The organism is Glycomyces rhizosphaerae, from assembly GCF_042647865.1.
GTDB lineage: Bacteria > Actinomycetota > Actinomycetes > Mycobacteriales > Micromonosporaceae > Glycomyces > Glycomyces rhizosphaerae.
The window spans coordinates 180166-193910 of the sequence record NZ_JBHRWO010000012.1 but is presented as its reverse complement, the minus strand read 5'-3'; the positions used below and the strand labels follow the sequence as shown (position 1 = coordinate 193910).

Below are 13745 nucleotides of genomic sequence, written 5' to 3'. Positions count from 1 at the left end.
AGTGTGCGGGACCGGCCCGGTGGCGGCAAGCGAAATGGCCGCCGCCACCGGGTCCGGTTACGGGAGCCTCGTCAGCTCGATCATCGCCGAGGCGTAGTCGGCCGGGTCGAGGCCCAGTTCGAGGCCGTGCGTCGCGAGGATCGCGCCGTGGTGGACGCGGCCGGTGCGCCCGTCGCGGTAGCGGGCATCGGGATCGAGCCCGTGGAGCTTGAGCAGCGGGTCGGGGTAGGCGAACGACCGGGCCTTGCGCCAGACCAGGACCACCGTCTGGTCGCCCCGGTCGTACTGGACGCCCGTGACGGCCCCGGCTCGCAGCGGTTGGCGCCGTCCGAGCTGCACTGCGGGGCGGATCCGCTTGTAGTCGGACACCAGCTCCGCGCCGCGCGCCTGGTCCTCATCGCTCCAGATCCGCAGGTCCCCGCCGACGGCGAGCACTCCCGCCATCGCGACGTGGAAGCGGAAGTCGAGCGGCACCTCCCTGCGGGTCAACGGGTTCGGCGAGTCGGTGACCCACGCGCCCATGACCCGGGCGGGATAGACCTGCGCGAAGCCGTCCTGGATCGCGATCCGGTCCACCGCATCGGTGTTGTCCGAGATCCACACCTGGTCGGTGCGGCGCAGCATGCCGAAGTCGACGCGTCCGCCGCCGGAGGAGCACGACTCGATCCGCAAGGCAGGATGGTCGGCGCGGAGCCGGTCGAGGATCGCATAGAGGTTGCGGGTGTGGTCGAACCAGAGCCGGTCCGGGTCGTCCGAGCCGGGCCAGCCCGCCTCGGTGAAGGGCCGGTTCATGTCCCACTTGACGAAGTCGATCTCGTTCTCGCTCAGCAGCTCGTCGAGGCGGGCGTGAATGTAGTCGGCCACATCGGGGCGGGCCAGGTTCAGCACCAGTTGCTGCCGCACTTCGCTGCGGCGGCGGTGCGGCTGGTGGTAGACCCAGTCGGGGTGGGCCCGGTACAGGTCCGAATCGGGGTTGACCATCTCCGGTTCGACCCAGATGCCGAACCGCATCCCGTTGCCGTGAACGTGCTTGATCAAGGGCCCCAAGCCGTCGGGGAAGCGGTCGGGGTTCGGGGTCCAGTCGCCGAGCCCCGCCCGGTCGTTGACGCGCGCACCGAACCAGCCGTCGTCCATGACGAACAGCTCGCAGCCCATCGCCGCGGCCCGGTCGGCCAGCCGCATCTGGTCCTCGGCGGTGAAGTCGAACTCCGTGGCCTCCCAGGAGTTGTAGAGGATCGGGCGGACCTCTTCGGGGTGCGGTAGGACATGCGCGAGTGCGTAGTCGTGCCACGCGCTTGCGGCCGACGCGAATCCGCCTGCGGTATGGAGCCCGGCCGCGATCGGGGTCTCGAGCGTCTCGCCGCCGCCCAGGCGGATCGCGATCGGGTCGTGGCCGAAGCCGACGGAGACGACGACGCTGCCCGTCGGGCCCTTCTCGACGGTGATGCGCCAGGTGCCGCTCCAGGCGAGCGCGGTCGACCAGACCGGGCCCGACGTCTCCGTGGCCGCGCCGTCGTCGATGACGACCCACGGATTCGCCTGGTGGCTCGTGATACCGCGCCGGGAGCCGATCACGGTCTCGCCGTGAGGAATCGTGGTGCGCGTGAGCTGCGTTTCGGCGCCCCACTCACCGTGGAGCTGGCTCAGACGCGGGGTGTCGAGTCCGGGCACGACCCAGGTCGCCGAGTCCGCCCGGACGACCTCGATCTGCTCGGTGCCGGTGTTGCGCAGGGCGAGTGTGCGTTCGATGACGTCGGTGCCGGGGTGGCTGCGGTAGCGGGTGCGCACTTCGAGCGGATAGTGCCGGTCGGTGAAGACGAAGGTCAGGTCGCCTTCCTCCTCGATCGCCTCGGCGAAGACGAGTTCGAGGTCGCGCGTGCCGTCGGCGAAGCGGACCTGGACGCCGTTGTGGCCGTATTGGAACGCCGATCCCGCGCCGAGGTCGAAACGGGGCTCGCGGCCCACGACCGGCCGGAACGGGGACTCCGGCAGGTCGAGGAGGGCCAGCGCCTGCTCGGGGCTCAGCCTGGGTCCCCAGTGGAGGCCGCGGAGCCGGTCGTGTTCGTCCACGGTCACGACGTAGCTCGTGTTCGGCGTGTCGATGGACCAGAGGCGCGTGTCGCGTGCTGGCATTCAGTTTCCTTTCACAGCGGGTGTGGCCCTCGTTGCCGAGGGGGACCGGAGGTCTCGCGGACGATCAGTTCTGGTGACCGCCACGCGGGACGGGGTTTGGGGCCGCCTTCGAGCCGCTGCCGGAGCAGTTCGAAGGCGCTGCGGCCGACCCCGCGGAAATCGAGGTCCACAGTGGTCAGACCTGGTACGTGGTAGGCGGCCATCGGGCTGTCGTCGCAGCCGATGACGCTCAGGTCGCCGGGGATGCTGCGCCCGGCGTGGTGGGCGGCGTGGAGGACGCCGAAGGCGAGGTCGTCGTTGCCGCACATGATCGCGGTGACCTCGGGGTCGGCGACGAGCCCGGCCGCGGCCGCGGCCGCGGAACCGATCGTCCAGCCCGATCGGACCACTTCGTGCGGTTCGATCCCGGCTTCGACGAGGGCCTCGGACCAGCCGTCCTGGCGCCTCGCCTTGCCCGGCATGGCGAGGTAGTGGACCGTCCGGTGCCCCATCGACAGCAGGTATTTCGTCGCCCGCTTGGCGACGAGGCGGTCGTCGAGCGGGACGAGCCAGTCGTCGGCGTCGGGCTCGGCGAGGAGCATGTCGTCGCCGGTGGCGACGACCGCGCCCGGCTGGGCCTTCCTGAGGATGCGCCGGGCCCGGTGCGTGGTCTCATCGTGGGCGATGACGATCGCGGGGGCGCCGTCGTGGGAGAGGCGGCCGAGGATGTCGCCCTCGGTGTAGGTCTGCTCGGGATCGAGCACGGAGACCAGGACGGTGAAGCCGGCGGCGCTGGCGGCGTCCTCTATGCCGCGCAGCGTCTCGGCCGTGCCGTACAGGGAGGTGTCGAAGGTGAAGACGGTGACCGACCGCACGGTGCCGCCGGCGAGGGTTCGCGCCGACCGGTTGGGCCGGTAGCCCAGGTCGGCGATCGCGGCCTTGACCTTGGCCCGGGTGGCCGCGGCGACCATCGGCGCGTCGTTGACGACTCGCGAGACGGTCTGGTGCGACACCCCGGCACGTCTCGCCACGTCGAACATGCTCACGGGTTTGGGTTCGGCGGCGCTCATGGCGGTCGGTCACCTTCCAGGAAGTCGTTGGGTCATTCGGCGTTGGCGAGCTCGACGACCGCCTCGGCCGCGGCTTGGGCGTCCTTCTGCCCCAGCCAGACCTGATTGAACTCGTCGAGCGCGGCGGTGCCGAAGGCGGCGTCGTTCATCGACAACGGGTAGCCGATGGTGGTGCCCTCGGCGGCGGTCTGGAAGCCCGTCACGTCGATGCCCTCGCCCGCCCAGTAGTCGGCGAAGCCCTGGTTGAGGGAGGTGACGCCCGGCCAGACCGAACCCATGTCGGTGGCGATCGCTTGGGCCTCTTCGGAACCGAGGAACTTGACCAGTTCCCAGGCCTCGTCGGGGTGCTCGGTGCCCGCGTAGATCGCGTTGGACAGGCCGTTGATGACGGTGCCGGAGCCGACCGGGCCGGACGGGTTGTCGGCCACCGCCCAGGAGCCGGGCTCCAGGCCGTCGCGGTAGAAGCTGAGCATCCACGAGCCGTCGAGCGTGGTCGCGGCCTGGCCGGGGACCACGTAGTCGCCGGGGACGCCGCCGTTGGGCTGGTTGGTCGATTCGGCCGGGACGGCAACGTGCCACTTGTTGTAGAGGTCGGCGGTGAACTGCAGGGCCTCAACGCATTCGGGGGCGTCGATGGCGTAGTCGCCCCAGGGTTCGGTCTGGAGCGAGCAGCCGTTCTGGACCGCGTAGTTCCACCAGTCGGTCTGGCCGGTGGAGGAGGCCATGGCCGTGCCGTACTGGACCACGTTCTCGGGGTCGAAGTCCGGGCTCAGAGCGTTGTCGCCGTCGGCGTCGACGGTGAGCTTCTGGAGGAACTCCACATAGGTGCCGCCGTCGACGGGATTCCATTCGAGGTCGTTCACGGTGGCCGGGTCGATCCCGGCGGCCTCGAGCGCGTCGAGGCGGTAGACCAGGGCGATCGAGTCCCAGTCCTTCGGCAGGCCGTACTGGTCGTCCTCGAACTGCCAAGAGTCGTAGAGGCTCTCGGGGTAGATCGAGGCGTCGACGCCGTCCTCTTCGAGGTAGTCGGTGATGGGGAGCAGGACGCCGTTGTCGGCGTAGGTCGGGAAGCGGGAGACGTGGTTCCAGAACACGTCGGGGGCGTCCTCGGCGGCGAACTGGCTGTCGAGGCCGGGCCAGTAGTCCTCCCAGGGGTTCTGCTCGAGCTCCACCTCGATGTCGGGGTGGTCCTCGTTGAAGGCCGCGATCATGGCCTCCAGTGCGGGCCGCTGGTTGTCGTCCCAGAAGGCGTAGCGCAGCGTCACCGGTCCGCCGTCGTCCCCGCCGCAGGCGGCGAGTCCGGCTGGGAGGGCGAGAGCGAGGGCGGCGAGGGCCGCCGAGCGCGTTTTGTTCATCCTGCTTGCCTTTCGTCTTTGAGAGGGTTGCCGGGCTGTCATTTCATGCCGCTCAGGGCGATGGAGCGGACGATGTGGCGCTGGAAGATCAGGAACACGACGACCAGCGGGAGGAGCGCCATGGTGGAGGCGGCCAGGATGAGGTGGTACTCCTGGTTGAACTGGCTCTGCATCTGGGCGATGCCGCGCGTGATGAGCCTTGTGGACTCCGAGTGCGTGATGATCAAGGGCCACAAGAGGTTGTTCCAGGTGTTGACGAAACTGATGATCGCGAGCGTGCCGAGGATCGGCTTCGCCATGGGGACCATGACGCGCCACAGGATCGTGAACGTCCCGGCCCCGTCGATGCGGGCGGCGTGCTCGATCGACTCGGGGATGGTCTTGAAGTACTGGCGCACCAGGAACACCCCGTACGGCATGAGGAAGCCGAACACGAACGGCAGGATCAGGCCCACGTGCGTGTCGACCAGGCCGAGTTCGCGCACGATGATGAAGGTGGGCACCAGCGTCACGATCTGCGGGACCATCAGGGTCGCGATGTAGGCCCAGAACAGCTGGTCGCGGCCGGGGAAGTCGAGGCGCGCGAACGCGTAGGCGGCGAGCGTGGAGAACACGAGCTGCCCGATGGTGACCGCCACGGCCACGACACATGAGTTGACGACGAACGTGGCGAAGTCGTACCGGCTCCAGACCTCGCCGAAGTTCGACACGATCGGGTTCGCCGGGAGCGCCCACGGCTCGGAGGTGAGGATCTCCTGTTTGGACTTGAACGCGGCGTTCAGGGTCATCAGGTACGGGCCGACCGAGATCAGCGCGCCGGCGACGAGGACCAGGTAGAGCGGGAGCTTCTTCATGCGGTTGGCCCCTAACTGAAGTCGTAGGTGGTGCGCTTGCGGAAGAACGCGGCCTGCGTCAAGGTGATGAGCGCGATGATCGCGAAGAGGACCACCGCGAGCATCGAGGCGTAGCCCGCGTTGCGCTGGGTGAAGGACTCCAGGTAGATCTGGTAGTTCAGCGTCGCGGTGGACCCGGCCGGGCCGCCCGCGGTCATCACGTGGATGGTGTCGAAGACCTGGAACGAGCCGATGACGCTGGTGATGAGCACGAACAGCATCGCCGGGCGCAGCAGCGGCAGCGTGATCTTGAAGAACCGGTACAGCGGCGACGCACCGTCCACATCGGCCGCCTCGTAGAGCTGGGCGGGGATCGCCTGGAGCCCGGCGAGGAAGAACAGCATCGTGTAGCCGGTGTACTGCCAGACGTTGACCGAGGCGATCACGGGCATGGCCCAGGTCGAGTCGGTCAGCCAGGCGGCCCCGTCGATCCCGAACAGGCCGAGGAAGCGGTTCAGCGCTCCGTAGGTCGGGTCGAAGACCCACCGCCAGATCACGCCGAGCGCCACCGGCATCGCCATCCACGGCAGCACGTAGATCACGCGAAAGGCGTTGCGGGCTTTGATCTTCGAGTTCAGCGCGAGCGCGAGCAGGAGGGCCAGCGCGGTCTGGACGGGGATGTTGAGCAGCACGTAGTAGAACGTGTTGCCGATCGATCGGAGCGCCCGCTCGTCCCCGGCCAGCTGGCGGTAGTTCTCGAGGCCGATGAACTCGGGGTCGGACAGGAGGTTCCAGTCGAAGAAGCTCAGGAGGACGACGATCACGATCGGCGCGATGAGGAAGACCGCGAAGCCGAGGATGCTCGGGGCGAGCATCGCGTAGGCCTCGATCGTCGCGCGCGGTCGTCGTCGCCGATGCGGTGGCTTGCGGCGTGCGCTCGCGGACTCGGAACGCGGTTCGGTGTCGAGAAGATCTGTCATGGGCACCTGACTTCTCGCGTAGGGTCTGGATGCGAACAAATGTTAGCGCTCACGGGTGCATCGCGTCAAGGACGGAAATGAATATTTCCACGTATCAATATTTATCTGGTGTTCTCACAGGTAAATGCGGTTGCTTTGGCCATCTTTGCACGGATGCGGCCCTTGACCGATGATCGCCGGTCGCTCTACCCTGAGAATCAGTTAGCGCTAACAGTCTTCACTCCCCCATCGAAAGGCAGTCCGCGATGACCGCTCCTCCCCTGTTCACCCGGCGCCGCCGGCGCACGCTCGGCGTGCTCGCCGCCGCGCTGGCGCTGATCGCCTCCCTGTTCACCGGCACCCTCGCCTCGCAAGCACAAGTCGAGGCGCAGAGCGTCCTCGTGGTGAACGCGGGCTCGACGATCCGCCCGGTCACCCAGGTCGGCAACGGCATGCTGTACGGCCTGTCCACTGCGGACAAGCCGCCGGTGGGCCTGTTGATGCCCTTGGGCCTCAACACCCTCCGCCAGCCGCCGCCGAACCACGACCACATCCCCAACGGGGAGACCGAACCGATCGGCGACACCCTGGACATCGCCGGGAACGCGATGGCGGCCGGGGCCGACATCACCGTCGACATGGCCGACTCGCTCCCCGGCTTCCCCTACCAGTGGTTCGGCTGGGACGACTGGCTCGGCCGGGTCGACCGGATGATCGCCGACCTCGAGGCCCGCCCGGACATCACCAATGTGACCGCGTGGGAGCCGTGGAACGAACCGGACTGGACCTGGCCGAGTTCGGCGGGCTCCTTCAACGCCGGATGGGAGCGCACCTACGACCGGATCCGCGCGAGCGACCCGACGACCCCGATCATGGGCCCGAGCACCTCGCACTGGAACGAGGCCGGCATGAGGAACTTCCTCAACGCGGCCAAGGCTTCAGGCACCGTCCCGCAGGTCATCTCCTGGCACGAGCTGTCGGGCTGGCAGAACGTCGACGACCACGTCGCCGCCTACCGCGCCCTCGAACGGTCCCTCGGCATCGGCCCGCTGCCGATCTCCATCAACGAATACGCCGGGACCGGCGAGATCGACGTGCCGAGCACCGTCAACCACTACGTCGCCCAGTTCGAGCGCTCCGGCGTGCGCGACGCCGAGCGCGCGTTCTGGTACGAGGCCGGAACCCTCAACGGGCTCTTGCACAACAACCAGCCGACCGCTTCCTACTGGATGTACAAGTGGTACGCGGAGCAGTCCGGCAGCATCGTCGACGTCGACCCGACGACCTACAACGACGGCGTCGCCTCCTACGACTCCGCCAAGAAGGAAGTGAGCGTCGTCTTCGCCGGCGAAGCCGGGAACAACACCGTGCAGGTCAACGGCCTGGGCGCCCTCGGCTCCACGGTGACCGGCACCCTCGAGTACATCCCCGGATCGGGCAGGACCACCAACGTCAGCGGCCCGACCCGGATCTTCAGCCAGACCTTCAACGTCACGAACGGCAGCGTCAGCGTCCCGGTGAACAACCAGGACTACCTGGGCGCCTATCGCCTCGTGCTGACGGCGGGCGGGTCGACCGGCGGCGACACCACCGGCGCCCTCCGCTCGGTCGGTGCGGGCAAGTGCCTGGACGTGCCCGAGTCCTCGACGACCGCGGGAACGCAACTGGCGCTGTGGACCTGCAACGGCCAGGCCAACCAGCGCTGGACACTGTCCGCGAACGGCGAACTGAGCGTGTACTCAGGACAGACGCGGCGGTGCCTGGACGCCTATGAGAACGGGACGACCGCGGGCACACCCGTGATCATCTGGACCTGCAACGGCCAGGCCAACCAGCGCTGGCGCCTCAACGCCAACGGCACCCTCACCAGCCAATTGTCCGGCCTGTGCCTGGACGTGGAGCAGGCCTCGACCGCGAACGGCGCGAAGGCGCTGCTCTGGACCTGCCACGGCCGCACCAACCAGCAGTGGACGCTCCAGTAAGGACGACTGCGCCCCGGGCCGGGTTTCGCGACTCCGGCCCGGGGCTTCAGCGCGGTCGGTCGGGACGCTGCTCCCCCGCCGTCACCGCGATACTTCACTCGGGTCGGACGCGGCCGGTGCGAGCGCCGCCTCATGCGCTTGTCCACCGCGACAGCAGGCCGACGACGTCGCTGGCGACCTCGAGTTTCGCGTCGGAGTCGCCGTATCGGGCGGTCGGGGTGCCGGTCATGCGGTTCCTTCCAGCGCGGGGCGCCAGCCCAGCCGCGGGGCCAGTTCCGTCGCGGCCGCGGTGAGCAGGCGAACGTGTTCGGGGAGATCGGGCACGCCCGGGGCGAAGCTCACGAGCAGGTCCGTGGCCTGCCGCAACGCCGGGTCGGCGGCGAGTTCGCTCGCGATCCGGTCAGGCGGGCCGAGGAAGACGGGGTCGCGCGCCAGGTACTCCTCGATGGGCAGATCGGCAGCGGGCGTGCGCCGTCGGACGCCCGGCACGACCAGTCTGAGCGCTTCGTCGCGGTCGGGATGCGGGTAGACGGCGCGGGTGACCTGGACGCGGGCCGGGCGGGTGCCGTCGGACCAAGCCTCGCGGTAGGCGTCGATCAGCTCGATTTGGCGCCGTTGGGCTTCGAGGACGGTGGCGGCGCGCCAGGCGGTGGCACGGGGCACCTGGAGCCCGTCCCCCGCCGTCGCGGCGGCGGCCGCCGCGACCACCCGGTCGGGCTCGCCGCCGACGGCCCGCCACAGCCGTCGCCGCAACCCGGTCCCGGGCGGGTGGAGCACGTCGCCGAGCTTGTTGAGCGCCTTGCCTTCCAACACCTCGTGCAGCCGCACCACCGACGCCTCGAAGCTGACATGCCTGCGCGCGAAGGCCTTCCCGAACGCCTCCCATGCGCCCGGGGAGGGCCCCCATCCGACGCCGAGTTCGACCCGGCCGCCGCTCAAGGCGTCGAGCGTCGCCGCGTCCTCGGCGACTTTGATCGGGTGTTCGAGCGGGAGCGCGAGCGCGCTGGCACCGAGCCTGATCCGATTGGTGCGACCGGCGATCGCGGCCAGCAGCATCAGCGGCGAAGCAACCTGCACGTCGCCCTGCCGGAAATGGCGCTGAACGACCCAACCCGAGTCGAATCCCAGTTCCTCTGCGGCGACGAACAGCTCGGCCGCCTCCCGGTAGGCCCGGTCCGGCGGCAGGTCGCCGTCGAGGTGAAGGAGGAAGCCGAACCGGAAGGGTCGGCCGTCCGCGATGCCCGCGCCGATGGTCGGGCCCATGTCAGGCCTTGAGCCCGGTGCCGTGCACGCCGTGCTCGTCGATCAGTGCCAGTTCCTCTTCGGACAGCGGCGCGGCGGCGAGGGCTGGACGTTGTGGTCGAGCTGCGCGGTCGAGCTGGCGCCGATGAGCGCCGAGGTGACCTCGGGCCGCCGGAGCACCCACTGCAGGGCGAGTTGCGCGAGCGACTGGCCGCGTTCCTTCGCGAGGTCGTTGAGAGCGGAGGCGCGCTTGCGGTAGGTGTCGTCGATGACGTCGGGCGAGAGGAACGCGCTGTTCGCGGCACGGGCGTCCGCAGGGATGTCCTCGAGGTACTTGTCGGTGAGGAGCCCTTGCGCGAGCGGCGAGTAGACGACCAGGCCGAACTCGTCCCGGGCGGCGAGATCGAGCAGGCCGTTGATCTCCGGAGTGCGGTCGAATATGGAGTAGCGCGGCTGGTGGACCAGCAGCGGGACGCCCGCCTGCCGCAGCAGTTCAGCGGCCTCGTGCGCGTGCTCGGGCTCGTAGTTGGAAAGGCCGACGTAGAGCGTCTTGCCCTGCTGCACGGCGCCGGCGAGGGCGCCGACGGTCTCCTCGATGGGGGTGGTCGGGTCGTGGCGGTGGTGGTAGAAGACGTCCACGTAGTCGGTGCCGAGGTCGCGCAGACTGTGGTCGAGTGAGCCGAGGAGTGACTTGCGAGAGCCGCCCTTGAGGTAGGGGTTCGGGCCGATCGGGTTGCCCGCCTTGGTGGTGAGGACCAGCTCGTCCCGGTACGGGGCGAGATCCTTGGCGAGGATCTGACCGAAGACCTGCTGCGCGGCGCGGTGCGGCGGGCCGTACCGGTCGGCGTTGTCGAAGTGGACGATGCCCAGGTCGAAGGCGTGCAGGATGATCTCGCGCTGGGTCGCGTAGGCGTGGTCGGTGCCGAACCGCTGCCACAGGCCGAGGGAGAGCGCGGGCAGGTCGAGCCCGGAGCGGCCGGCCCGCCGGTAGGGCAGGTGCTCGTACCGGTCCGGGGCGGCCGCATAGGTGGTTTCGAAAGCTCCGTGTGCCATGGGGGAAGCCTTTCAGCCACGGTTCGCGCGGTCGCGGAGGGCGGGACTGCGGGCGAAGAGGCACCGCCTTGCCGAATCCGAACCAGGCCCGCCCCGGCCACCGCGGCGACGACGTCGTCCAGGGCCACAACAGCCCGTCGCGGAGCGGATCGACCGGCTCAAGCGGCTCAGTGCCGAACTGAGCCGCGAGCACGCGCCGCTGGAGTTCGGCCTGCGCGTCACCACCCTGGTCCGCGACACCACCGAGCAGGCGTGGGCCGATGCCGAAGCGAAGGTGGCGCAGATGGCGAGCGCGGGGAAGACCGCGCCCGATCACGACTGGCGGGCCGCCACCGGGCAGCGGCGGCTCCACGAGCTGGCCGCGCGCGGCGACGTGCTCGACGACAACCTCTACACGGCCCCAGGGAGATTGGGCGGCGGCGCGGGCACCACCTGGCTGGTCGGCTCGGCCGAAGACGTCGCCGAGTCGCTCCGCAGATACGAGGCCCTCGGCATCAGCCACTTCGTCCTCTCCGACACGCCGTACCCGCCGGAGATCAAACGCCAGGGCGAGCAGCTCCTGCCGCTGCTGCGCGCCTAGCCGATGAGGTCCGCGGTCTTGCGGTCGAATCCGACCAGCCGATTGGCCGTGAGGATCGCCCATGCGCTTGCGGCTGGGAGGAACAGCGCGAGATTCGTGCCGAAGATCGGCAGTTGCGTTGCGGCCAAGGCGGTGACGAGCACGGCCAGCCAGGCGGCCGGGGCCAGCGGGCGGGCCGTCGCGGCGTGCAGCGCGAGCGTGAGAACTTCCAGAGGCCGACCTGAAGCGCCTTGCAGCGCAATGCAGCAGACCGCGATGGCTGCGACCGCGACCAGCGCGCCCACCGCCGAGACGGCCAGGAACGCGCCGTCGCCGCCGCCGTACAGCGCCGCGTTGTACGCCAGCAGCAGGCCGATCCCGGCCCCGCCCGCCCAGAGCCAGCGCAGCCGCACCGTCCCTTCGGCGAAGGCCTTCCCGAAGCGCCGCAACGGCGATCCGGGGTAGCCGCGCTCGGCGATGAAGCCGCGCATGCCCGACAGGGCCGCGTACGCGCCGGGCCCGATCGGGAGCGCGGCGAGCACGCCGAGCCAGATCGCGACGTGGGAGACGCTGCCCGAGGCCTGGTCGAGGACGAGGGCCGGGAGTGCGGTGAGCAGGAACAGCGCCGAGACCGCGAAGAACTGGAAGACCGCCAGGAGCGCTCGGGCGAGCCGCCCGTCGTAGGCGAACAGCGCCCGCTGGGTTCCGGTGGCGCTCATCCCTTCACCGCCCCGATCGACATGCCCTTGATGAAGTAGCGCTGGAACGCGGCGAACAGGATCACCGACGGCACCGTGGCGACGATCGCGCCGGTGTAGATCAGCTCCCACTGCGAGGCCATGAGCCCGGACATGCGGCTCAGTGCCACGTTGATCGTCCCGGCCGAGGAGGCGTCGAGGAACACCAGCGGGATGAAGAAGTCGTTCCAGAGGCCGAGGGCCTGGATGATCACGAACGCCGAGGTCACCGGCAGGAGCATCGGGAAGACGATGGACCAGAACGTGCGCAGGCGGCCCGCGCCGTCCATGTTCGCGGCCTCCTCGATCTCGCGCGGCACGCCTTTGATGAAGCTGCAGTAGAGGAGCACGCCGAAGGCGGCGGACCCGCCGAAGTGGACGAGCATGACGCTGGTCAGGGTGCTGTAGAGCCCGACCTCGTTCATGGAGGTCACCAGCGGGATCATCCGCACCTGGAAGGGGATCATGAGCCCGGCGATGAAGAGCAGGTAGATCCACCGGCCGGTGCGTCCGCCGACCCGTTCGATCCCGTAGGCGGCCATGGGGACCAGGGCCATCAGGATCAACAGCGTCCCGACCGTGATGATCAGGGTGTTCAGCAGCGCTTCACCGTATTCGGTGGTCTGGAAGAGGGTCACGTAGTTGCCGAAGTCGAGCGAGGTCGGCAGGCCCATCGGGTCCTTGGTGATGTCCGCGTAGCCGCGGAAGGAGTTCAGCAGCGCGTACAGCACCGGGAAGGAGACGGCGAGGACCAGGATCGAGAGGACCGCCATGACGACGACCTCGCCGGCGGTGAGGCGGCGGCGTTCCTTGGCGCGCTTGGGCTTCGCTGCGGTCATGCCTGGATCTCCCTGCTGCGCATGTAGCGGTTGGCGATCACCGTGGTCGCCATGACCACGACGAACAGGACGACGGCGGCGGCGCTGCCGTATCCCGCGCGGTATTCCCCGAAGCCGACCTTGTAGATGAAGAACGCCATGGTCTCGCTGATGAAACCGGGCCCGCCCATGGTGAGCACCATGATCTGGTCGAAGATCGTCCATCCGGCGATCATCATGAGCGTCATGTTGACGGTGACGGCCCCGGCGAGCATCGGCCAGGTGACGTAGCGGAACACCTGGGTGCGCGAGGCGCCGTCGATCCGGGCGGCCTCGACGAGCTCCTGCGGCACCGACTGGAGGTTCGCGAGGTAGATCAGGGTCGTGTTGCCGCCCAGGGTGAAGCAGATGATGAACAGCAGCACGCCGATCACGATGTCGTGGTCGCCCAGCCAGTCGCGGGTCTGCGCGTCCAGGCCGAGGCTCTTGAGCGTGGAGTTGACGGCGCCGAAGTTGTAGTTCAGCACGTACTTCCAGATGGTGGCGGCGATGAAGCCGCTGACCAGGGCGGGGAGGTACACGATGGTGCGGAAGAAGCCCTGGGCGTGCTCGAGCTTGTCGAGCATCATCGCGACCGCGAGGGCGATCACGTTGACGATCACGGCCGAGCCGAGGCCGAGGATCAGGGTGTTCTTGACGGCGTTCCAGAAGCGCCCGCCGGTGAGGATGTCCTCGTAGTTGCGCAGGCCCACGTACTCGAAGGTGGGGCTGATGCCGTCCCAGTCGGTGAGGCTCAACTGGATCGACTGCAGTGAGGGCACGATCATCATGAGCGCGTAAAGGATGGCGGCGGGCGCGATGAACAGGAGCATCGAAACGCGTTGCCGGTCGAACCGGGGGCGTCGGCGGCCCGGCGCGGGCCGGACGGCGGGCGGCGGGGGCTCGGCCGGAGCGGCCTTCTCGAGCACTCGCTGGTCGGTCACTGGTCGTCCTCTCTGACGATTCGGGCGGCGCCCCGGGGTGGG

At 69.1% G+C, this 13745-nt stretch carries 10 protein-coding genes and 2 pseudogenes; 2 read left to right on the top strand and 10 right to left on the bottom strand.

Translation table 11 applies throughout. From position 1 onward, the window contains the following. Window positions 1–57: 57 nt before the first annotated feature. Genes ACFO8M_RS15240 through ACFO8M_RS15220 form a run of 5 tightly spaced genes read right to left on the bottom strand, consistent with a single transcriptional unit; the run spans window position 58 to window position 6350 of the window. Window positions 58–2133 (bottom strand): alpha-galactosidase, encoded by a 2076-nt coding sequence (locus tag ACFO8M_RS15240; RefSeq protein ID WP_387976978.1) that lies wholly within the window; start codon window positions 2131–2133, stop codon window positions 58–60. An 11-nt stretch (window positions 2134–2144) separates the two neighbouring features. Continuing rightward, on the bottom strand, window positions 2145–3182 hold the full coding sequence (locus tag ACFO8M_RS15235; RefSeq protein WP_387976975.1) for a LacI family DNA-binding transcriptional regulator: 1038 nt from the start codon (window positions 3180–3182) through the stop codon (window positions 2145–2147). 32 nt (window positions 3183–3214) lie between these two features. After that, window positions 3215–4537: an ABC transporter substrate-binding protein gene (locus ACFO8M_RS15230; protein WP_387976972.1), complete on the bottom strand. Its 1323-nt coding sequence runs from the start codon at window positions 4535–4537 to the stop codon at window positions 3215–3217. A gap of 38 nt (window positions 4538–4575) precedes the next feature. Next, window positions 4576–5391 carry a carbohydrate ABC transporter permease gene (locus ACFO8M_RS15225; RefSeq protein ID WP_387976969.1) on the bottom strand — a complete coding sequence of 272 codons (816 nt, stop codon included), beginning with the start codon at window positions 5389–5391 and terminating at the stop codon, window positions 4576–4578. 11 nt (window positions 5392–5402) lie between these two features. After that, the gene (locus ACFO8M_RS15220) at window positions 5403–6350 is read right to left on the bottom strand and encodes a carbohydrate ABC transporter permease (RefSeq protein ID WP_387976966.1); all 948 of its coding nucleotides are present in this window, start codon (window positions 6348–6350) and stop codon (window positions 5403–5405) included. Between the two features lie 245 nt (window positions 6351–6595). On the opposite strand from ACFO8M_RS15220, the gene ACFO8M_RS15215 reads away from it, so the two are divergent. Next, the gene (locus ACFO8M_RS15215) at window positions 6596–8311 is read left to right on the top strand and encodes an RICIN domain-containing protein (protein ID WP_387976963.1); all 1716 of its coding nucleotides are present in this window, start codon (window positions 6596–6598) and stop codon (window positions 8309–8311) included. A 225-nt stretch (window positions 8312–8536) separates the two neighbouring features. On the opposite strand, the gene ACFO8M_RS15210 is transcribed toward ACFO8M_RS15215, so the two are convergent. Beyond that, window positions 8537–9574: an LLM class flavin-dependent oxidoreductase gene (locus ACFO8M_RS15210; protein WP_387976960.1), complete on the bottom strand. Its 1038-nt coding sequence runs from the start codon at window positions 9572–9574 to the stop codon at window positions 8537–8539. Between the two features lies 1 nt (window position 9575). Next, window positions 9576–10606, bottom strand: a pseudogene (locus ACFO8M_RS15205) (aldo/keto reductase). Between the two features lie 124 nt (window positions 10607–10730). Between ACFO8M_RS15205 and ACFO8M_RS15200 the strand changes: the two are divergent. Next, a pseudogene (locus ACFO8M_RS15200) lies at window positions 10731–11186 on the top strand (LLM class flavin-dependent oxidoreductase); the annotation flags it as partial. On the opposite strand, the gene ACFO8M_RS15195 reads toward ACFO8M_RS15200, so the two are convergent. Genes ACFO8M_RS15195 through ACFO8M_RS15185 form a run of 3 tightly spaced genes read right to left on the bottom strand, consistent with a single transcriptional unit; the run spans window position 11183 to window position 13703 of the window. After that, window positions 11183–11884, bottom strand: a complete 702-nt coding sequence (locus tag ACFO8M_RS15195; protein WP_387976957.1) for a hypothetical protein — start codon at window positions 11882–11884, stop codon at window positions 11183–11185. The pseudogene ACFO8M_RS15200 and the gene ACFO8M_RS15195 overlap by 4 nt on opposite strands. Further along, on the bottom strand, window positions 11881–12741 hold the full coding sequence (locus tag ACFO8M_RS15190) for a carbohydrate ABC transporter permease (RefSeq protein WP_387976954.1): 861 nt from the start codon (window positions 12739–12741) through the stop codon (window positions 11881–11883). Before ACFO8M_RS15190 ends, ACFO8M_RS15195 begins: the two co-directional genes overlap by 4 nt. Further along, window positions 12738–13703, bottom strand: coding sequence for a carbohydrate ABC transporter permease (locus tag ACFO8M_RS15185; protein WP_387976950.1), 966 nt, complete (start codon window positions 13701–13703; stop codon window positions 12738–12740). Before ACFO8M_RS15185 ends, ACFO8M_RS15190 begins: the two co-directional genes overlap by 4 nt. Window positions 13704–13745: the final 42 nt, after the last annotated feature.